The following is a 17,923-nucleotide window of genomic DNA, read 5'->3' as shown; positions in this document are numbered from 1 at the left end:
GGCGGCCCGTGCGCTGGTGGATCGACAAGGTCGACCGTTCACTTGAATCCCCCCTATCAAGTTGCCTACCAGCACTGTACGGCTGATCAGCGAAAGAAATGAGGGGGAACACCTCGTCTCTCAGACCCTCAGCACACGCCCAGCTTCCCCGGGGCGCCCAAGCCGAGCGGCGTTGGGCTCCGGGCCGGGCTTTACGGTTAGAACAGGCGCGGGTGCGTTTCTTCTACCCCGGCGAGAGCGGCGCTCATCCGCTCAGGGTCCCACCCGTGGGTGAGGATCACGTCTCGAAGATCGCGGGAGCGCTGCGCGCCTTCCTCTCGCGCAAGACCATTGAACTGCCATGCTGGCCACCGGTTAGCGTGGCGGTTTTTCTGCGCCCGGTCGAGCATGTTCGTTTTGTTGGTGTCCTCGGATAGGTACGACTCTGCCGCGTCTCTGACGGTGTGCACGCAGATAGGCACGTCGCAGGAGTGCGGCAGCAGCACCGACGACGGGAGCGCTTTTCCGGTGTCGAGTTGGTAAGTGAAACGCTGCGGCCGATAGACCTTCTGGTCGTCGCCGTCCTTGGTCCAGAATCGGCCGTAGCCGTCATCAGCGATCGCGCCTGTCCATATCCAACAGTCATCGGTGGCAGGGCCCTTGACGACGTGCGACCCGAACCGCTCTACCTCCGTGGCTTTCATTTTCTCGCTGCGCGCTTGGTTAGGCGATGGGTGTGGGGACGGTCGCGAGCTGGTGAATTCGGCCCTTGGATAGTCCTAGAATTTTGCCGGCTTCTTCGAGTGTGTATCCGTCTGCGAGGAGATTGGCAATCACGGTGCGGCGCATCTGCGCCGCTTCCGCTTCGTCCTCGCCGGCCACAGTCTTAGCTTGGGCGCTCTCCCAGGTGGAGCGGTAGGCCTCGGGGAGCGCGTAGGTTACGCGGACTGCGATCGTGGCGGGATTGACGTCAAGCCAGAGCGCGGCCGCGTCGGTGGCCGTGGCCTCTACGTCGTTGATGTTGCGCGTAGAAGTCACGGTGTCTAGGTCATCATCCTGGAAGGAGATTTCCCACCATTTGTCCTCATGGGATGCGGTTGCTTCTATCGTGCGGGGTGTCGTCATGGTCGTGCTTCCTCTTCTTATTTCACTTCATCGAACCAACGCACGACGGCGTTAGCTGCGTGAGCCTTGGCGACCAGGTCGGCCGTTGTTGCAGCGGATGCCGCCGCCAGGTTGAGCAGCCCGGTGGCTTGCCCGTCGGCGCCGACTGCGGGAAGTCCGGGGGTGCCGTGGTCGTCCTCGCCGTTGTAGTGCGTGCCGTCTACCGCTGCGCCGTGCCACCCTGCCAACTGCGCGTAGACCTGGGCTAGCGACTCCTGGGCGGCTTGGAGACTACCCAGCAGCTCGTAAGAATCTGAGGGGCGCGGAACTGTGCGCGTCGAGTGTGCCAGCGTCTTGGCTGCTTCGGCCAGCTCGTCCGCAATTTCTGTCTGTCGGCCTTCTTCGTTTACTGACATTGGGTCTCCTGGTCGTTGGTCTAGTGGGTGAGCTGGTGCACGCGCTGATACGAAACGCCCAACACCACGCCAATGTCGCGGATGGTGTAACCGTCCGCCTCTAGGCGGCGCGCGACGCCGCGGCGCAGCTCGGACGCGCGCTGTTCGCGCTCCTGCGCTTCCTCGCGCAGCGCGCTAGCCTCCTGCACTTCCCGGTCGATTTCCGGGCTGATCGACACGCGCACCAGAACCTCTATCGAGTCCGCCGAAACATCTTCAACAAACGCGATTGCTTCCCGCTGCGCTTCGGCCGCCTGGTCGAGCCTGGTTACCTGCGAGATCGCGCCGGGCACCTGGTCGTTTTGCACGACCCACCAGCGGCCCTCCTTGTGTGCCTGTGATGTGTACGTCACCGCCACCACCCCTTCCCTAGTTCCTTCTCGAACTGCTTGTAAAACGCGCGGGCGGTTCCTTCCGCAACTTCGGAATGTCGCCCGATGGTGCTTCGCGTTTCTCCAACCACGATGCCGGTGTGGTTAGTCAGCTCGACCTCTCGATAGTCAAGGCCGCGAGCTTTGGCCGCATCCCTGATTTTTTTGAGTACCGCGCGTTTGTTCATGACTCTAGTCTAGTGACCTTGACTAAACAAGTCCAGGTCACTAGACAGATTCTCTTGGTCAATGTCCAAGACCTCGACGGGCGTAGCTTCGGCGGGTCGGCAGTGGCTGTCCCCCTCCTCGTCGGTGGCGGCGTGCGCCTCGATCCAGTAGTCGGCGGCGGCGGTTGCGCCCACTGCGCGGAGCAAGTTTGACAGGGCCTCGACCTCGCCACAGGTTAACCGCGGCCCCAGGTCGCGGGCTAGGTCGGCTTCCTCGAAAACGTCAACAAATACAACGACGGGAACTGAGTCGATGGTGATTGTGGGCATGTCTGGTTCTCCTGGTCTATCGGACGGGTGTGGTGACGGTGCAGAGGTTTACGCGGTGGAGGATTGCTTGGGCAACCTGCTTGGGGCTGTAGAGGTAGTCGAGGTAACGGCCCGCGACGTACAGCCCATCGGGCAACGTTGCGCTGTCGATCGGCTCGCCCTCGGGGGTAAACAGAACTAGGTCCCGGTGGTCGCTCTCGGTCCTAATGAGGTGCTGCGCTGCGCGGTATCCGGCGGCGGTGTATTCGCGGTGGCTGAGGATTCCGTCACAGCAGTAGCGCACCTCACGGGGCATCTCTTCACCCTCGCCCGCGATCAGCGCTGTTCCGCTGTCGTCGTAGCTGTCGGTCATCCCGTTGAAGCTGCGGCCCTGAAACTGGCTGGTGACTTCCTTTACTTCAAGCTCGGTGGGTCCGTCACTGTAGCTCACGTTCATCCACGCGGCCGCGGTGCCGGTGCTCATCCGAACACTGAACTTCACTCCGGGAAACGCGTTCTTCAATGCGGCGCGAACCAACTTGGCAGTGTCCTTGGTGGTGATGTATTCGATCATGTTCTCTATCTCCCTCAACGTTTCTTTGCCTTTTCGGCGGTCTTCCGCCCTCACGGGAGTGCTGTCGGGGTCAAGCCACAAGGAGCGGTTGGCAGGCCAAAGTTTTTGGAGGAGCGCAGCGGGGGAGAAAAGTTTTGCCGAAACTGCGACGACGGCTTGACGCCGGCAGCGCGAAGTGAACAATCCCCCAGACGAAAAAGCAAAAAGGCCACCGTGCGCCGGCCTGCATACCGGGGCACCGAGACCGCCGCATTTCCCCGTCTCGAGAACGGGTCTCGGCAGGTTGGCTATGCTGCCGGCATGGAACCGGACTCCTTGGGCGCTCCCCCGAACTGCGAGCGGTGCCTAGTGCCGATGGTGACCACCGGGTCACCGGCAAGCGCGTTCTGGCGGTGTCCCTCGTGTGACCTGGTGCGCCTGGTCTAGCTCCCGATCGGCCCATCTGGTGGGCGGATAATGGGGGATGAACTGGGACCTGGCACACCGCCCACGGGACGCGGCTGAGTCAACGCCGGCCACTGTCGAAGCGCCTGACAGTTGGGCTGCAGTCGAGCAACTGCGAGCTGCGATCCCCGCGGATCACCTGGTGCCGTACGTCAGGCCCGCTAAGTAGTCGAGGGCGCCGGCCACCGTTGGAGGGCTTGGAGAGCGACAGGGCCACTCCCCAAGCTTGCTACGGGAGGAGCAAGTCCAGAACGGTCAGGGCCTGGTCCCAGCTCAGGACGCCGGAGATCACGCACAGGAGCAAGGTTGCGCCCAACACTCCCCCGCCTGCAATCTTCATCCCGGAGGGTGAGAACTGCATGCTTGCGCTGAATGCGGGAGATGTGGGCAGCAGTTCGGGTGCTACGGTCATGGTGTTTCTTCTTTCTGGTTTGCCTCTTGGGGAGGTTTATCGGACACAGGCCCCTCACGGGGTCTCTGTGCTTTAAGCGGTCGTGCTACTAGGTACTATCGGCACTTCCTTTCTGGACATGCGCGGCAGGGGGCCTGTCGCCGTCGGCGGTCCTGCCAGTACGTCTATGCGGTTCCCCGGGCCGGGGCTGGAGTCCGTTGGGACATTGTGCCCTGAATCGAACACACATTCGAATGGAATTGCGGCATGGGAGCGAACAAGAGATACCCGAGTGGCCCGCAACCGGCACCCCCCGTGCAGGCCGACACCCTGAAACAGGTTGAGCCCGAGTACGAGGAGTTCACCGCTCGGCCGTTCAGCCTCACCGCGGAGGAGCTGGGCCGACTGCCGGCAATTGTGGTCACCGAGCCCATTCCCGTTCTGGCGTGGGTGCGATCCCCCGCAATGTCTGCGCACGTCCAGGGCCGCGCCCTGGCGTGGACCCAACGCGCCGTCTACGTCGAGTGGGAACACCGCGGGCTGCACCGCGCGTGGGTGTGGGCTTCGGCCGTCGAACGCGGCGGGTTGGCCGTCTAGGTCCAGTAAAATTGTGACGCGCATCGCCTTCCCCCCTCCCACTCTGCGCTTGTAGTTAGATTCTGAATCTGGACTTCCCCTGAAAGCTTACCGTGAGTTTGCTGGGTACTTTCGGGTTGGGAGATTCCACCCTGTCTCTTCGCCTGAATAGGGCGCCAGTGGAGCGGCCCCCACTCACACCATCGGCAGACGTGATCGTGACCGATGAGGGATGCTGGCACGGTTTCCCTATGCGCGCTCCTTGGAGCCAGCAGCCCGCGACGTGTTCGCGGTCCGGTTTAGGGTGTGAGCCATGGCACTGGGATACGCATTTGTCGATGAGCGTGGGGCGCGATACGGCGAGGACAACCCGGCACCGCCCGATCGCACGTTCGTCTACGGTCCGGCCACGGGCCCTTTCGCTGGACAACGCCTGGTTGTGCACGCCTCATCTTGGGACGGCACGCTAAGCAACACCTGGCTTGGGGAAGGGCGGGACCGCTGCATGGCAACCTCTGAGGTTGCGAAGCTTTTGGAGATGGACGTAGTGCCCGGCAGCTCTCAATTCGGTGACCGGTAGGGGATCGGTCAACGTACGTTTACTGACCCGACGACGGAGCCGACCGACGTGCCGGCCGCAAGGCAAGCAGCCCTGGATTTCTATTTCAGGCGAGGGCGCTCGAGCGGTCGTCTTAATCGTTCCGCCTGGAACGAGAGCCCATGATGTACGACACCATCAGCGATGTCGTGCAGCTTGGAGCTGCTGGTGCGCGCGTAGGTGCGGAGCAAGGAGAAGGCTTCATCGATGGGCACCCCGTGGCGCTGCGCCAAAACACCCTTAGCTTGCTCGATGAGTATCCTGCTCTTCAGCGCTTGCTGTAATTGTCCGTTCACTGTGCCTTGATTGTGGATGATTTGGTACTGGACGAGGCTGATCGTTGCCACTTGAGCCAAGGCCAACGCCAAGGCTGCGTCTTGGTCGCTGAACGGTTCGCGGGCGGAACTAAAAAGGTCAAGGCTCCCGAAAGTGTGACCGCGCAGGCGCAAGGGGAAAGAATGCGCCGCATCGAATCCCCGCGACAAGGCAATCGCAACAAACTGAGGCCACCGTCCGGCCTCTTCAGAGAGATCAGAAACCTCTACAGGTTCCCCGGAAGCGAAGCAGTCCAGACATGGGCCTTCATTGTAACCAAGCTGGGCCTCTTCGACCTCGCTCGTACGCTCGTTCGAAGACGCCACAATGTGAAGAACGCCACCGCTGTCGGCCAGAAGAATTCCGGCGTCTGTCGCCGCGGTGAATTCGGTGCTGGCCTGGACGAGGATGTCCATGGTGTCAACGACGTCGTGGCCCGCGCTTAGTGAGTCGGCGAGGAGCACAAAAACGTCTGCAAGATCAACTTCGCGTTGTGAGGAGACCATGCACCCAGAGATTAGAGCGCGATCACACCGGCCGCAAAGGGGTTGCACACCGTCATGCTTGTCCGATAGGGGATGGGCCAGCGAGATTTTGCAGCTCGACGCTTACTTTTTGACGGTCGCGCCTCGTGCCGCGGAAATTAAGCGGGGCCCCAGCCGATTGCTGGAGCCCCGCACTTACTCAGCCCACAAACAGCCGAATCAGGTTAGCGAGGGTGACAGCGATAGAAATCGCCATCCTTACCCACCTTCCTGCTTCGCTCTTTGTGACCCCGTGGCAGGCACAAGTGCATGTCATAGGATTCACCGTCCTTCGATAACTCCGGCGAATACGAAGGATGGTCGAGGCGGGTGCGGGTGGCATACGCGCGGGCTCTGATGAGCTTGCACACGTACTCACTTCCGCGTACAGTTCCAGTTGAAACCACTGGGATCTGTAGAATCCCGCGCTCTTCCATCTGGGAGGCAAGAACAAGCTCAGTACCGCTGTAACGGGACTGGGCTTTTTTCTTGCCACAAGGAAGGAGACCCGGAGTGTCTCTATCCTCAGCTCTTGGGCGGCAGTGAGTGAGTTCCGCTGGGTTCCGCGAGTTCTCGCGCCCAGTTTCGACCATCACTCTCCTACCGACTTTTCGTCGCCACTATTAGTGGCGGGGACCGTAAATAGGACGGCATCAGTGGGCCGAGTGGAGGCCGCTTTGCGGGAAGCCGTAGACCACCCGCCTTGAAGCTCGTAGCTCCGCATCTCGGCGTAACCCACAGGTGAAGTCGGCTCGATTCTCCATTGGATCGTGTGAGACAGGATGCCCTTCTTGGTCAGTTCAGCGAAGCCCCTCTTGGCGGTGCTCTGCGAAATCCCGTACCACTTCGGCACACGTTCAAAGGGCAAAGTGAACGTTGATTTCATCGACAGAGCTATGAGCAGCATGACCTTGGCGGGGAACGTCATGGTCATGTAGTGCCCCTCCAACCAGTACGCGTGAGGGATGGAGAACCATGTGCCGTGCACCTTGTCTGACGTGGGACGGACATACTCGGAGCCGTGTCCGGACTCATCCAGGAGGATGTAGGACATTTGTCGCCCTTCCCGTTCTCGGCGGATGAGGCCCTGGTCGACCAAGCGACGGACGACCTTGGACCAGGATGATTGGGCGGCTTCTAGCCCGTCATCCGTGCCCCCTCCCGTTCCCTGGTCCAGGCCGAGTGCGCGGACCCAGGTCTGAGATGGGTAAGTGGCTTTGTATGGCGCCCTGCTGGACGCGATCGCATGGATGAACAGGAAAGCGTCTAGGTGGACTGCGCTCCTCGTCTTGACAATTTTCGCCAACATCGAACCTCGCTCCCCCGAGGCGTTAGCGTCCTTTGCCAAGCGCTGCACAAACGCACTCCGGATCGGCACAGCCGTCCGGGTGGTGCGCGCGAGCATTGTCTTAACGTATTCCTCCCGAGCAGGCGCGCCCAGAGGCGCAGAACCCTGGAAGGGGTTCAGCGTCGTGCTGGCTGCTGTCTGCGGGATGCTCATCAGCCCATCATGGCCCATAATCACCGCGCTGGTTACCAGCACGGTTTAGAACTCTTACCACTTGAGACACCCCTATGTGAGGAGATGCTATCCAGCTGATATCTGCATGTTAGCGAATGCGAGTGCAAAAGCCCGTCGCCGACATCTCCTAGTCGGAACTCCGGGTGTGAGGGCTTCCCGACCTGGTTACCAGCACAACCGGCAGCCGTTCAGGTTTTCACGGCAGCCAGCGCCGAACTTCCGCGAGGGCCTGGTTTCTCCATGTGCCGGGGGGTGGCCATAACCTGCAGCTATGACCTTTACCGCAGTCTTTATAGCCTCGCTGAGCTTGATAGTCAGCGGACTTTCTCTGGGATGGCAAATAGCAATTTGGTTGATGAACGGTGCACGTGTTCGGGTGACCCTCAAAAGCGGAGTGCTCGGGCGCGGCAGCGCTGTAACCGCCAATGTCGAAAAGAACGGCCGACTTCGTGACATGGGGTCGATGCGCAGCCAAGGGTGGGCGGGCCCCGATGTCCTAGCGGTCGAGGTGACGAATGTGGGGCGACAACGGACAAAAGTTGTGCGTTACGGGTTCCACCAGGCCAAGGGGCTACCCAGCGTTGGCTACAACGATCCGGGAGCGTTTAACACAGCACTGCCCGTATGGATCGAACCCGGCGAATCCACGACGTGGTACGCGGAGCTGCAGGACGCCGTAGCGCTTGTGCGCGTGACAAAAGCAAAAAGGCGGAGCTCTGTTGGCCGCGTGCGTATGTATGTCGAGCTTGGGACGGGAAAGACTCTTGTCACCCGCAACGCAGCTCGACTCTCGTAGTCGTGACCGTGCAAGCGTTGCCCCATCGGCTGCCCGATAGGGGATCCTTCTCCGGACGCGGCGTACATTGAAGCGCGGTTCCAATGGTCAGAAGAGGGGGCAGCGTAGAACTAGTTGAAGATCCGTCCAGTTTCATGAGTGGCAATGATGGTGGCAATGGTGGCTATCAGATGTCTCCCCCACCGAGTCGGAGGAGTACACCTTCAAAGGTCGCCGTCGGACCCGACACTACTTTTTTCCTTTTTCGGTACGTGCATTACGGGAGAATGACGACAAAAAGGAAAAGGCGTTGTGCCGCGCAATGCGCTGTCACCTGCGACTGCAGTTGTTGCTGAGCATTGAACGGATGCCTCCCCTGACCAGGTCCGACAATGCTCATCGGCTACGCCCGCGTCTCCACGGACGCGCAGGACCTCACAGTGCAACGCAACGCCCTCACGGGCCTGGGAGTCGCGCCAGAGCGCGTGTACGTCGATCAGGGCCGCTCAGGCACCAACCGTGACCGTGTCCGGGCCTGGCGCGCGCCCTCGCTGCGTGCAGGTCGGGTGACACCCTGGTAGTGACCAAGCTCGATCGGCTCGCCCGGTCGGTGCCGAATGCGCGCGACATATCGGCCGAGCTGGCAGAGGCCAGCGTGCGGCCACTGAACTTAACGAGCGGCCCCGCAAAACTCTCAACCGCGGCACCCCAGCCGATCTGCTCGGCGAGCTAGTCTCGAAGAAGGAAAAGCCCCTGTTGCTTCCACCGTTTGAAACCGCCGCTGCCAGGCTCTGCACAGACGGACTCGTACCTTTAGACCCAACGCCCGAGGCCGCCGCCCCGGCAGTCGTACACCGCAGGTACATACATCAACTGACATCACGACAATCCGAGGAAAATCATGAAGAAACTTTGTGCACTCTGCTCCGGAATTGCCGTCATATTCTTCTTGACTGGCTGCGCTGGCCAGGAGAGCGGAGAGGCAGCGTCTTCAACCCCGTCGCCCACTAGTACCGGTTACCCTTCGGCTTCCCCTTCGCCCGTAGCGCCTGATCCTGGGAAGTCCGAGCCCAGCGGCGAAGCCTCGGTCCCCGCAAACGATCCGGATGTGACGCCGATGCCCGTCGGAGTCGCTGAGTGCGACGGAGACAACCTGGGTATTTCTATCGCCGCGCAGCCGATGGCCAGCGGAGCCGGTTCGTTCTTCTCCGAGATTACGTTTACTAACACCAGCGGCGACGCCTGTTTGGTTGAGGGAGCGCCTTCCATCTTCAACCTCGCGGACAGCGCTACGGGGGCGGTCGTTGGGAAGCGCGCGGCGGACAGCGGCATGCCGGAGGTGGTGCAACTCGCTCCTGGGGCGTCTGCTTACAGCACCATCCATTTCAGCAATGCCGGAGCGTACGACTGTGCCACCGCCGTCGCCGATGTGGCCAAAGTGAGTCCACCCAACTGGGATTCGTCGCGGACTATAACGCTGGAAAGTCCCGTCACCGTGTGCAACACACCCGCTACATACAATGTGTCGTGGATCAGCGCGACCAGTCTCTTCTGATCTAAAAGCGCCACGTGTCGGTCACATACTTGTCAGAGCGGAACCAACGAGACAAGACTTCAGCTAGGCGGGCTGAGCCGGTGGAGGGCACTGGGTGTATCAAAACCCTAGAGATATAGGAGGTCTCAAAGCCGTGATGTGGGCTTCTTCTGAAATCGCCTGGATCTAGCGACGGGCCGAGTCTTATAACTAGGTCGCACAACCTCCGGAGTGGTTTTCGGCACTCATCGTTAGTTATGCGACACCTTGTCGTCGCTCACATGTCGATTGCGGCTGCTTAGCTGTGGGCATGGACGCTGCGATATTCTCTCCTACTGGGTACGACGACAATTTCCTCGACTTGCCGCTGCAGCTTCCCACACCGTCCGCGGGAACCATCACTCGCGAACTGCCCTACACACACTTCACCATCCTTCTGGATCCCGTCCGGCGCCTTGCTATCGCCACCGGTGTCAACATCAACGGCGACCAACTCATCGACGTCGACCGCGGTGATGACTGGCACCTCGACCCCCGCATCCCCAACAATGAACAGACTGGGGAGGCCGTCTACGCGAAGAACGACCTGGACCGCGGGCACCTCGTCCGGCGCCGAGACCCGGTCTGGGGCGACGCCGCAACCGCCCAGCAGGCCAACGCTGATACCTTCGCCTACACCAATGCCGCCCCGCAAGCCGGGGCGTTCAACCAATCGAAAGAGCTCTGGCTCGGCCTCGAAGATCACGTCCTCACCTACGCACACACCAACAAGAACCGCATCAGCGTCTTCACCGCACCCGTGCTCTTCGAAGAAGATCCGGTGTATCGCGGTGTCAGGATCCCTCAACTTTTCTGGAAGGTCGCGGCGTGGACGACAACGGTTGATGCTGCCACTGTTCTTCAAGCCGCTGGGTTCGTCTTGGATCAAAGGCCGCAGCTGGCCGATCTTGATCTCGACGCTCTTCGCTCACAAGCGCTCATCGCTGGCACTCCTCCCCCACTTGGCCCGTACCGCACATATCAAGTGCCCATTATGGATATCGCCGGCCTGACCGGCCTTGACCTGATGACCTTCGCCGACGCTGACGTTTTGGCGCCGATCCTAGCCGTGCGGAATGACACTGGTGACCGTGGGCTCTGGGTCGAGCTCTCGGACGAGTCAGGAATCCACCTTTAGGGGACCTGGTGTGGCGGCGCATTACGCTCGCCCCTACCGACTCGAGCAGAGGGCAAAGAGGATCGGAAAGTTCCCGAACCGGAACTGGGCAGCTACTCTTTCGGAATGAGAGACACCTGGACACTCTTTACCCTCGTCTACGTCCAGAGCGGGTGGCAACGGTTTCTTCCGAGTTCCTCCATCGCGGTTCTGTCGTACCTTGCGACGGAGGGAGCCGCGTCGCCCACTGAAATAGACGAAGAACTAAGAGGCAACGTCGACACGGCTGAAGGTCTCACCTCGGATGTCTGGGAACCTCCGCTGGAATTCACGGACGAAGAACTTCGCCAGCTCGATGAAAACTCCGAGGGCATCCCCCTCGTCAGTGACGGAACCCGCCGTAGCGCTGAGGTCGTCAACGCCCAGGCCCAAGCGACTCGGATAGAAGAGATTGCCGAGCTCGAGGTCTTTAGCTCGCACCTGGGCCTGGCAGCTATTCGCACTCTGGCCGACCTGCTGGACTTCATGACTGCCGCACAGGTGACAGTCCTGGCCGATGGCCAGTATTCCATCAATCCGGCCGCTCCCCTGCCGGAGGAAGTCCTGCCCCTGACCGAACCACGCCGCGAGACGGAGGCACAGCTTCGCTGGAACCAATTACACCAAGAAATGTCCCAGCAGATTATTGCGCTCTTCAAACCAGAACAGCCCTACTCGATCAACTCGTTGTCGACAACAATAGAAGAGCTCGCCCACAAGCTGGGGGCCGATCCACAGTCCATCCGTGAAGCCCTGGTCATCCTCATCGATGAGGGAGATTTCACGATCACCCGTGACCCCCTCCGAGCCGCTGCGGATGACCCTTTCAACGTCAACGTGAACTGGGAAGCGTTCTACGTATCCCGCCTTCCGGTGCGATTCAACAATCCGCCCAGCGAAGACAAATAGGCGCCGGAATGACCCCAAATCACGCCAAGCACCCCCAAACTCATTCCCTGGGCGGTACAGCTAGCTGATCATTTTTTGCTGGCCATCACCGAGCGTCCGAACAACGATTTTTGCTGCGGTATCGCGCAGACTCGCATGCATTCTGCGGGCCTCGGCCCGCAGCAGACCAAACGCCTCATCCATGGGCACACCGTAACGCTGGGCGAGGGCGCCTTTGGCTTGCTCGATGAGTACTCGATCCTCAAGCATTACTTTCATCTGGTCCCGAACGGCGATGTGGCTATGGAGCTTCCTGTGCTGCTCAACACTGTTCGCGGCATACAGGGCCATCGCCTCAGCCAATTCTGCATCGCGGCCGCTCAATCCGCCGGGCTCTGCCAAGAACAGATTCAACGCGCCCAACCTCTGCGAACCAAACCGTATCGGAACCGAGTGAACAGCCCGATATCCGCGGGCCTCAGCGATAGCGCTGAAGGCCGGCCAGGTCCCTCGAGCGTCGGCGACGCTGGGAACTTCAATCGTGGCTCCCGACCGGTATGCATCCAGACACGGACCCTCGTGGGCGCCGAGCTGTTCCTCTTCCACATCGCTGGCCCGCTCACTACTGGACGCTGCAACATGCAGGACGTCACTGCTATCGGCCAGGAGGATACCCGCGGCAATAGCAGCCGTGAACATCGTGCACCCCCGAACCAAAACGTCCATCGTGTCGATCACGTCATGGCCCGTCTGCAAGGTGTCCGCGATAGCTACGAACACCTCAACGAAGCTCTCCCCCTCATTTGCAAACATTTCTATAAGCTACAACGCACACCGCATTCCCGCACCTCCCAGTTCGCTCAACCGTGCTCGTCGCGCGCACGTCTTCTACCCGCCAGGCCAGCGGAAGCAGCTCTTCACCGCTCCCCCGGCGCTCTACGGCGCCAACAACCTCGAGCACAACGAAGATAATGCTTGTGAAAATTCCGTAAACACCATGTCTCGGAAACCTACAGCTTCATAAGACGTCAGCCCGGCCCAACCATGCTCTAGTTTCCCGCGAGTTCTTCGTCGTGCCGAGCGTCCCAGAAAATCGTCTCATTGGAGTTTCTGCCTCAAGGTCCCGGGAGGGTCTTTTTCGAGACAGAACGAGGCGTACTAGATTGCTGACTTCCTCAAGTCAGCCGCTCGAGCCGGGACGCCTAACTTCAGCTAATGCGAGGTCGCCGCCGGGCACTGTAGCGAGATGTGACTCCCCCATTCACTAGTACAGCGAGTAGTCGGGCTGTTCGGGCCCGCGAGCCACGTCGGTTTCTGCCCAGATCTCTAGCAGTGTCTGTCCCCGCTCGAGCCGAGCATCTCGATCGACAGCTTCACTCTCAATTTCACGCAACCGTTGACTCAGCGGAATGTCTTTTGAGAACGCATCTATTGCGAGGTCGAGCGCATCGCTGCTTCGACGCTCAGCTATCGAGACTACGGAGTCGATCATGCTAGTCCGGACCGGGTTGCCGTGAACCAATGCATTGCGAACGCGCCTCAAACGCTTCAGTTCGAGGTCGATCCCCTGCTGAAAATGTCGTTCCGCGCGGTGGAAGTGAGCTTCTGAATCGAGCCCGCTCATGAGCGATTTCAGACGTTGCTTCTGCATTGGGACATCGCACATCGCAAGAATTTCTGGTGCGTTTGCATGCACCCGTTCGAACTTCGTTGTTCCGAACCCATGTGGGTAGACCTTCGGCAACAAGGTTTTGACTTGAGCCGTCTCCCAGTTTCGTCGGAACAAATACACGACCGTATTGCCGAGTTCGGCCCGCCAATCGAGATAGGCCCAATTGCGCGAGAGACCGCAGTCCAGTTCGCTTACGCCGAGTTCGCCCCAGGCGGCAATGTGTTCCACCGCATGATTGCGAAGACCGACAGCGGTCCGAGCGTGCCTGCTGCGCGTGGTGCCGAAAGTGTTCTCATAGCCGGACTCGAAACCCGACTCTGAGATGAGTCGTACGGCCTCGGTGATCTCGTACGGAATCGGGCGGGTACCGATAGCCACAGACAGGTCTCGCGGAGTGCGCGGTAGTTGTTTCGCAGTCAGCCCCATGCCGTAGCGAGAGACAGTCGGCTTTCGACGCGCCGATATCCCTGAGCGCCCCTCGACTCGACCGTCGACGAGCTCCACAGTTGCGCCTGTCGACACCCAACGGGTGCTCCCTGTATTCGCGGTCGCGAGCGCAAGAATCAGATCCATCCGGATGTCGGCCGCTTCGCTGGCGCCGCGCACCGCTCTGACTCCGAGGTCGACCCGCGCGACCGCGTAGCTGTTTGGATCGCTGTAAATGTCCGATTGAATCGTTGCGCCGTCGCCTGGCCACCACTCGACTCCTGTTTTGAGAACTTGCCTTAGTTCTTCGCGGTGCGGGAACTCGATACCGTCGTCTTTGCGAGCCTGAGGAATGAACATGTAAGAGTCGTAGAGCGTCACGTCTCCCATTTCAAGCGGCGCGTCATCGACGAGCGCGAACTCGTATTCGATCCAAACGACACAATGCCCCTTGCGCGGAACCGCGAGAAGGTCTTCCACGGCCTTTTCAATCACCGCCCGGCTTTGCGCCGCGTACTGATGTGTAAATCCGTCGACCCGGTGGCTGTGAGGTCCGGTAATTGAACCGCCTAACGCGCTTTTAATGGGGCGAAGATCAGGTTCGAAGTCAGGGCTCCGGATCGCGATGCAGGCACGTAAGCTGTGCTCGAGTTGTTGCGCATCCTCCAACGTCGTCTGCCCCTCCGCGGCATCGAGGAGGTCACCAAGTGCCGCACGAATCGCTCCGTCTGACGCTAGCTCTAATGAAAACCGTTGTAGCTTCTCGCGGGCTACTGAGCGGGCTAGTTGGGACGGATTGCGCACGCGCGCGATTGTCGAAATTTCCCTTCGTGCCGCTCCCATGAACGGATTGACAACTCGTCGAAGCCTTCGTCCTACATGCGCGCATGTGTCTTCGAGCTCCTCACTGATGCTTCGCGCGTTGCGCATCCATTGAGCCGGGGACGTGCCGGAGAGGAGCCACGCATCCACCTCACGAAGACATTCATCCAATCTAAGAGGGGGCTTGAACGCTCTGTCAGAGGACAAGAGTAACTCAAGATTGCCCTGCCAACTCATCGCGTTACTTCCATGGTCGGGTGAACCGCATCACCGCGATGGCTGTCGCTGCATTGGTCCTGATCTTGGTTGTCATCCTGGCGAGTAGACCACAAACTACGCGTTGGAGCGCAGGTAGGCATAGACAGTTTCCCGGCTGATCCCGAATTCACGTGCGAGAGCAGCTTTCGGTACGCCAGCGGCGGCCTTTTCCCGCAGCTCAGCGGCACGAGCAGCGTCGAGTGATCGCGTACGGCCCTGGTAGACCCCACGAGTCTTTGCCAGAGCAATACCCTCACGTTGGCGTTCACGGATCAGCGACCGCTCGAACTCCGCGAAAGCCCCCATCACGTTCAGAAGCAAGTTCGCCATGGCATTGTCGTCCCCAGTGAAGGCCAGTTGCTCTTTCACGAACTCGACCCGCACTTTCTTCGCCGTAAGCCGGCGCACGATCGAACGCAGATCATCCAGGTTACGGGCCAGTCGGTCCATGGAGTGCACGAGCACGGTATCGCCGTCTCGGACGAACTTGATCAGTTCCTCCAGCTCGGGCCGGTGCAGGTCCTTCCCCGACGCCCTATCCGCGAAGACCCGGTCAACGTCAACGCCATCAAGCTGACGGACGCTGTTCTGATCTAGGGTGCTGACTCGCACATATCCCACGCGTTGGCCGGTCATGGGCCTCCTACCTAATCTGTCCGGTTGAACTCTAGGACCCAGCAACAGGCACTGTCAAACAATCCAAATGGAACCCTATTCAGACACCCAACATTGACGGTGTCTGACGCCTAGTTGGGGTCTACCCCACTCTGACACTGACAGGGTACCTGCCGTTCGGAGTGGCAATGACGGGGTAGCGGCGTTCCGGGTGCTTGGCGTGGATGCTCTGGAAGAGTGGCCCGCTGTTTTCGCTCAGTGCGCTGTTGTACCAGCGCACGTCGGGGAAGGCAACGAAGAGGGCCTCACACATGCCTGTGGCGACGCTTTGGCGGTGGTCCTCGACCGCCAAGGTGGACCAAGTTGACCGTGCACCTTTTGAGCCATGAGAGATGCATCGCGTGTGGCATGTCGTGTCGCTGAGGTGATTTTAGTCTTGGCATAGCGCCGTTTCGCGGCGCACATCCTTGATTTGGCACGGGTGTTTGGGGGGTCGATAGCGATGCGCAAGGAGACTAATGGGGGCGGTCCAGATCGTTGGCGACGGAGCCAAGGAGGGCAGGACCGAACGGATAATCAAGACTCGGGCCAAGGCGCTCTCACGTCACCACACAGTTGTCCGCGGTTCTGCCAACACATACGTGTCCGCGACTCACATGCAACCGTTGCGCGATGGAAGTGGCACGGTTCGAGTCGTTGTTGTCAGCAATAGCCGTTTGGTAGCGGAAGCGCTGGCTCAATCCATTCCAGCGGATGCTGATATCGAGGTCCTCGGTGTGGGATCGGATGGAAACGACGCCGTCATTCTGAGCAGAGTGCACCAGCCGCAAGTGCTCGTTGTCGACGTTGACGCTCCGGGACCTCCACTGAACCTCGTGATTGCGACGGTGGCACAGTATTCACCATCTACGCGGGTTGTCGTTCTGTCGGATTTGCAGCCGGACAGCGAGGCGCCGGCCGGTGCATGGAGTTTGGTCTCGAAGTCTGAGACCTTGACGGGGTTGTGGGCGAAAGTGGCGGCGGTACCGCACTCTAGGCGTCGTCAGAATACGCAACAGCGTGGCTCTGCGTCGTCACATGCGCCTGGATCATCACTGCTGTCACGGCGAGAGATTGAGGTCCTCGAACTGCTTTCCGAAGGCAAGCAGAACAAAGAGATTGCTCGGATTCTCAGCGTCTCGACAGCCACGGCTAAACGCCATGTCGCCAATATCTACGTGAAGCTTTCTGTCAATTCGAGAGTGGATGCTCTTCGGCGCGGGGTCGCTCTGGGTCTCGTGCAGTTGGGTTGAAATGCCACAGATTCGGACGAGCGATTGCCCGTGTCGAAGGACACTGGTTTAGCCGAGCCGGGGGTCCGCACTTCCGTCGGCGCCGACCTTGACAGCTGGCACGCATGAACCGAATGGCCCAAGAAATCATGACCCACGGTGCGATTCAGCCCCGTCTTCGCCCCGAATATATTCAGTTCCCACAGCCAACGACATCCGCATTCCCGCGGGTGCCTGCGAGCTGGAGGGCCAGATGCACAGGTATTTATTGGGCGAGCGGACCGTCAAGTGCGGGATCTCCCACCCAACGCCCTTAGCGCGAATTCAGCGACCAGCCGCTCAAGTTTCAGCACAAACCGAGGAGCACGCATGTCACCCCTGAATGGCACCGGAACGACGTCGATCTGGCAAAAACCTGCGGCGGTTCTGCTGATGGTGCTACCCACAGTCAATGCCGTGTTGCTCACTATTCAGGCGTTCATCTCTGAGCCTCCATTCAACTCGGCAGTACCCGGATGGGTGTTCGCTTCGGTGAACGCGGCCGTGACCCTCGCTGCGTTCGCCGTCAAGCTGATGGCGCAACTGATGGCGAACCCACTGGTGAGCGAGTGGGTTCGAAAAATGCTCGTGCAGACCAGGATGCCTGGTGTCGAGCTCGGTCCAAATCCTGAGGTGATTGTGGCAGATCACGCCGAGGCGACGGATGGCGGTGTTGATCGGGGCGAGGTTGATAGTGCTGGCATGAGCTGAAGCCATCACGCCCGGTCGAATCCGGTTCGCTCAGATCACCTGGACACATTGGGCAAGCCCCCGGACGGTCTCGTACGCCAGTGCGAGCGCCATCAGGATCTGGCTCTGCAGCCCAACCGTATACCTCAGTTCGCGGTGCCGAAAGCCGCTCGAAGGGGGGCTTGATGGGACTTTGTGGCAATGGGATTATTCCTGATCAGGACCGCAAACTCGCGATCTGTGATTTGGGGGAAGAACCTACTTGGCAAAGTCAAGCGGTCTAAGCAACGCCGGTGGTTTGTGCTGCTGCGAGCAGCTGGGCTAGCCGGTTGGCTGGGGTTTCGAGGCCGAGGGTGGGTCGGGGCCGGCGGTTGAGTTTCGCTGCGACGCGAGCCAGATCGTCGGCGGT

The 17,923-nt window shown here is 60.2% G+C and carries 20 protein-coding genes and 1 pseudogene; 8 read left to right on the top strand and 13 right to left on the bottom strand.

The window, feature by feature from the left end:
- Positions 1 to 197: 197 nt before the first annotated feature.
- The 8 genes from E3O60_RS00265 to E3O60_RS00230 form a co-directional block, all read right to left on the bottom strand.
- Entirely contained in the window at positions 198 to 683 is a 486-nt protein-coding gene (locus tag E3O60_RS00265; RefSeq protein ID WP_088458242.1) for a hypothetical protein, read from the bottom strand.
- A 19-nt stretch (positions 684 to 702) separates the two neighbouring features.
- Entirely contained in the window at positions 703 to 1,104 is a 402-nt protein-coding gene (locus tag E3O60_RS00260; RefSeq protein WP_088458243.1) for a hypothetical protein, read from the bottom strand.
- A 17-nt stretch (positions 1,105 to 1,121) separates the two neighbouring features.
- Positions 1,122 to 1,499 (bottom strand): hypothetical protein, encoded by a 378-nt coding sequence (locus E3O60_RS00255; RefSeq protein ID WP_121678521.1) that lies wholly within the window; start codon positions 1,497 to 1,499, stop codon positions 1,122 to 1,124.
- 20 nt (positions 1,500 to 1,519) lie between these two features.
- Positions 1,520 to 1,891, bottom strand: coding sequence for a hypothetical protein (locus E3O60_RS00250; protein WP_134479514.1), 372 nt, complete (start codon positions 1,889 to 1,891; stop codon positions 1,520 to 1,522).
- The gene (locus E3O60_RS00245; RefSeq protein WP_088458246.1) at positions 1,888 to 2,097 is read right to left on the bottom strand and encodes a ribonuclease PH; all 210 of its coding nucleotides are present in this window, start codon (positions 2,095 to 2,097) and stop codon (positions 1,888 to 1,890) included. The genes E3O60_RS00250 and E3O60_RS00245 overlap by 4 nt, the downstream gene beginning before the upstream one ends.
- Positions 2,098 to 2,106: 9 nt before the next feature.
- Positions 2,107 to 2,406 (bottom strand): hypothetical protein, encoded by a 300-nt coding sequence (locus E3O60_RS00240; protein WP_174776204.1) that lies wholly within the window; start codon positions 2,404 to 2,406, stop codon positions 2,107 to 2,109.
- 16 nt (positions 2,407 to 2,422) lie between these two features.
- On the bottom strand, positions 2,423 to 2,959 hold the full coding sequence (locus E3O60_RS00235; protein WP_088458247.1) for an LPD29 domain-containing protein: 537 nt from the start codon (positions 2,957 to 2,959) through the stop codon (positions 2,423 to 2,425).
- Positions 2,960 to 3,632: 673 nt separating this feature from the next.
- Positions 3,633 to 3,815, bottom strand: a complete 183-nt coding sequence (locus tag E3O60_RS00230; protein ID WP_103461360.1) for a hypothetical protein — start codon at positions 3,813 to 3,815, stop codon at positions 3,633 to 3,635.
- 246 nt (positions 3,816 to 4,061) lie between these two features.
- On the opposite strand from E3O60_RS00230, the gene E3O60_RS00225 reads away from it, so the two are divergent.
- A complete protein-coding gene (locus tag E3O60_RS00225) occupies positions 4,062 to 4,391 on the top strand; it encodes a hypothetical protein (RefSeq protein ID WP_088458248.1) in 330 nt (109 codons plus the stop codon).
- Positions 4,392 to 5,030: 639 nt separating this feature from the next.
- Here the strand turns inward: E3O60_RS00225 and E3O60_RS00220 are convergent.
- Both E3O60_RS00220 and E3O60_RS00215 read right to left on the bottom strand, forming a co-directional pair.
- Positions 5,031 to 5,789 carry a GAF and ANTAR domain-containing protein gene (locus E3O60_RS00220; RefSeq protein ID WP_088458249.1) on the bottom strand — a complete coding sequence of 253 codons (759 nt, stop codon included), beginning with the start codon at positions 5,787 to 5,789 and terminating at the stop codon, positions 5,031 to 5,033.
- 610 nt (positions 5,790 to 6,399) lie between these two features.
- The gene (locus E3O60_RS00215) at positions 6,400 to 7,350 is read right to left on the bottom strand and encodes a hypothetical protein (RefSeq protein WP_088458250.1); all 951 of its coding nucleotides are present in this window, start codon (positions 7,348 to 7,350) and stop codon (positions 6,400 to 6,402) included.
- Positions 7,351 to 7,600: 250 nt separating this feature from the next.
- Between E3O60_RS00215 and E3O60_RS00210 the strand changes: the two genes are divergently transcribed.
- The 5 genes and pseudogenes from E3O60_RS00210 (at position 7,601) to E3O60_RS00190 (ending at position 11,742) form a co-directional block, all read left to right on the top strand.
- A complete protein-coding gene (locus E3O60_RS00210) occupies positions 7,601 to 8,125 on the top strand; it encodes a hypothetical protein (protein WP_134479513.1) in 525 nt (174 codons plus the stop codon).
- Between the two features lie 371 nt (positions 8,126 to 8,496).
- A pseudogene (locus E3O60_RS00205) lies at positions 8,497 to 8,765 on the top strand (recombinase family protein); the annotation flags it as partial.
- 456 nt (positions 8,766 to 9,221) lie between these two features.
- Positions 9,222 to 9,659, top strand: a complete 438-nt coding sequence (locus E3O60_RS00200) for a DUF4232 domain-containing protein (protein ID WP_240632543.1) — start codon at positions 9,222 to 9,224, stop codon at positions 9,657 to 9,659.
- A 289-nt stretch (positions 9,660 to 9,948) separates the two neighbouring features.
- Complete coding sequence (locus tag E3O60_RS00195; RefSeq protein WP_088458252.1) at positions 9,949 to 10,815, top strand: DNA/RNA non-specific endonuclease; 867 nt, start codon at positions 9,949 to 9,951, stop codon at positions 10,813 to 10,815.
- A gap of 105 nt (positions 10,816 to 10,920) precedes the next feature.
- Positions 10,921 to 11,742, top strand: coding sequence for a DUF6042 family protein (locus E3O60_RS00190; RefSeq protein ID WP_088458253.1), 822 nt, complete (start codon positions 10,921 to 10,923; stop codon positions 11,740 to 11,742).
- Positions 11,743 to 11,802: 60 nt separating this feature from the next.
- Here E3O60_RS00190 and E3O60_RS00185 read toward each other — a convergent pair whose 3' ends face one another.
- The 3 genes from E3O60_RS00185 to E3O60_RS00175 all read right to left on the bottom strand — a co-directional run bounded on the left by E3O60_RS00185 (position 11,803) and on the right by E3O60_RS00175 (position 15,535).
- The gene (locus tag E3O60_RS00185) at positions 11,803 to 12,534 is read right to left on the bottom strand and encodes a GAF and ANTAR domain-containing protein (RefSeq protein ID WP_088458254.1); all 732 of its coding nucleotides are present in this window, start codon (positions 12,532 to 12,534) and stop codon (positions 11,803 to 11,805) included.
- A 451-nt stretch (positions 12,535 to 12,985) separates the two neighbouring features.
- Entirely contained in the window at positions 12,986 to 14,623 is a 1,638-nt protein-coding gene (locus E3O60_RS00180) for a hypothetical protein (RefSeq protein ID WP_134479512.1), read from the bottom strand.
- 351 nt (positions 14,624 to 14,974) lie between these two features.
- The gene (locus E3O60_RS00175) at positions 14,975 to 15,535 is read right to left on the bottom strand and encodes a recombinase family protein (protein WP_088458256.1); all 561 of its coding nucleotides are present in this window, start codon (positions 15,533 to 15,535) and stop codon (positions 14,975 to 14,977) included.
- A 635-nt stretch (positions 15,536 to 16,170) separates the two neighbouring features.
- Between E3O60_RS00175 and E3O60_RS00170 the strand changes: the two genes are divergently transcribed.
- Both E3O60_RS00170 and E3O60_RS00165 read left to right on the top strand, forming a co-directional pair.
- A complete protein-coding gene (locus E3O60_RS00170; protein WP_166788927.1) occupies positions 16,171 to 16,806 on the top strand; it encodes a response regulator transcription factor in 636 nt (211 codons plus the stop codon).
- A gap of 348 nt (positions 16,807 to 17,154) precedes the next feature.
- The gene (locus tag E3O60_RS00165) at positions 17,155 to 17,535 is read left to right on the top strand and encodes a hypothetical protein (protein ID WP_088458259.1); all 381 of its coding nucleotides are present in this window, start codon (positions 17,155 to 17,157) and stop codon (positions 17,533 to 17,535) included.
- Positions 17,536 to 17,923 lie beyond the last annotated feature (388 nt).

The sequence above is a fragment of the Cryobacterium sp. TMB1-7 genome (assembly GCF_004402435.1).
Classification (GTDB): Bacteria; Actinomycetota; Actinomycetes; order Actinomycetales; family Microbacteriaceae; genus Cryobacterium; species Cryobacterium zongtaii.
This window is presented reverse-complemented; position numbering and strand designations above follow the sequence as displayed.

Coding starts and splice junctions, on each gene's coding strand:
- E3O60_RS00265 (WP_088458242.1), bottom strand. CDS start 683: ATGAAAGCCACGGAGGTAGAGCGGTTCGGGTCGCACGTCGTCAAGGGC.
- E3O60_RS00260 (WP_088458243.1), bottom strand. CDS start 1,104: ATGACGACACCCCGCACGATAGAAGCAACCGCATCCCATGAGGACAAA.
- E3O60_RS00255 (WP_121678521.1), bottom strand. CDS start 1,499: ATGTCAGTAAACGAAGAAGGCCGACAGACAGAAATTGCGGACGAGCTG.
- E3O60_RS00245 (WP_088458246.1), bottom strand. CDS start 2,097: ATGAACAAACGCGCGGTACTCAAAAAAATCAGGGATGCGGCCAAAGCT.
- E3O60_RS00240 (WP_174776204.1), bottom strand. CDS start 2,406: ATGCCCACAATCACCATCGACTCAGTTCCCGTCGTTGTATTTGTTGAC.
- E3O60_RS00235 (WP_088458247.1), bottom strand. CDS start 2,959: ATGATCGAATACATCACCACCAAGGACACTGCCAAGTTGGTTCGCGCC.
- E3O60_RS00230 (WP_103461360.1), bottom strand. CDS start 3,815: ATGACCGTAGCACCCGAACTGCTGCCCACATCTCCCGCATTCAGCGCA.
- E3O60_RS00225 (WP_088458248.1), top strand. CDS start 4,062: ATGGGAGCGAACAAGAGATACCCGAGTGGCCCGCAACCGGCACCCCCC.
- E3O60_RS00220 (WP_088458249.1), bottom strand. CDS start 5,789: ATGGTCTCCTCACAACGCGAAGTTGATCTTGCAGACGTTTTTGTGCTC.
- E3O60_RS00210 (WP_134479513.1), top strand. CDS start 7,601: ATGACCTTTACCGCAGTCTTTATAGCCTCGCTGAGCTTGATAGTCAGC.
- E3O60_RS00200 (WP_240632543.1), top strand. CDS start 9,222: ATGCCCGTCGGAGTCGCTGAGTGCGACGGAGACAACCTGGGTATTTCT.
- E3O60_RS00195 (WP_088458252.1), top strand. CDS start 9,949: ATGGACGCTGCGATATTCTCTCCTACTGGGTACGACGACAATTTCCTC.
- E3O60_RS00190 (WP_088458253.1), top strand. CDS start 10,921: ATGAGAGACACCTGGACACTCTTTACCCTCGTCTACGTCCAGAGCGGG.
- E3O60_RS00185 (WP_088458254.1), bottom strand. CDS start 12,534: ATGTTTGCAAATGAGGGGGAGAGCTTCGTTGAGGTGTTCGTAGCTATC.
- E3O60_RS00175 (WP_088458256.1), bottom strand. CDS start 15,535: ATGACCGGCCAACGCGTGGGATATGTGCGAGTCAGCACCCTAGATCAG.
- E3O60_RS00170 (WP_166788927.1), top strand. CDS start 16,171: ATGCAACCGTTGCGCGATGGAAGTGGCACGGTTCGAGTCGTTGTTGTC.
- E3O60_RS00165 (WP_088458259.1), top strand. CDS start 17,155: ATGTCACCCCTGAATGGCACCGGAACGACGTCGATCTGGCAAAAACCT.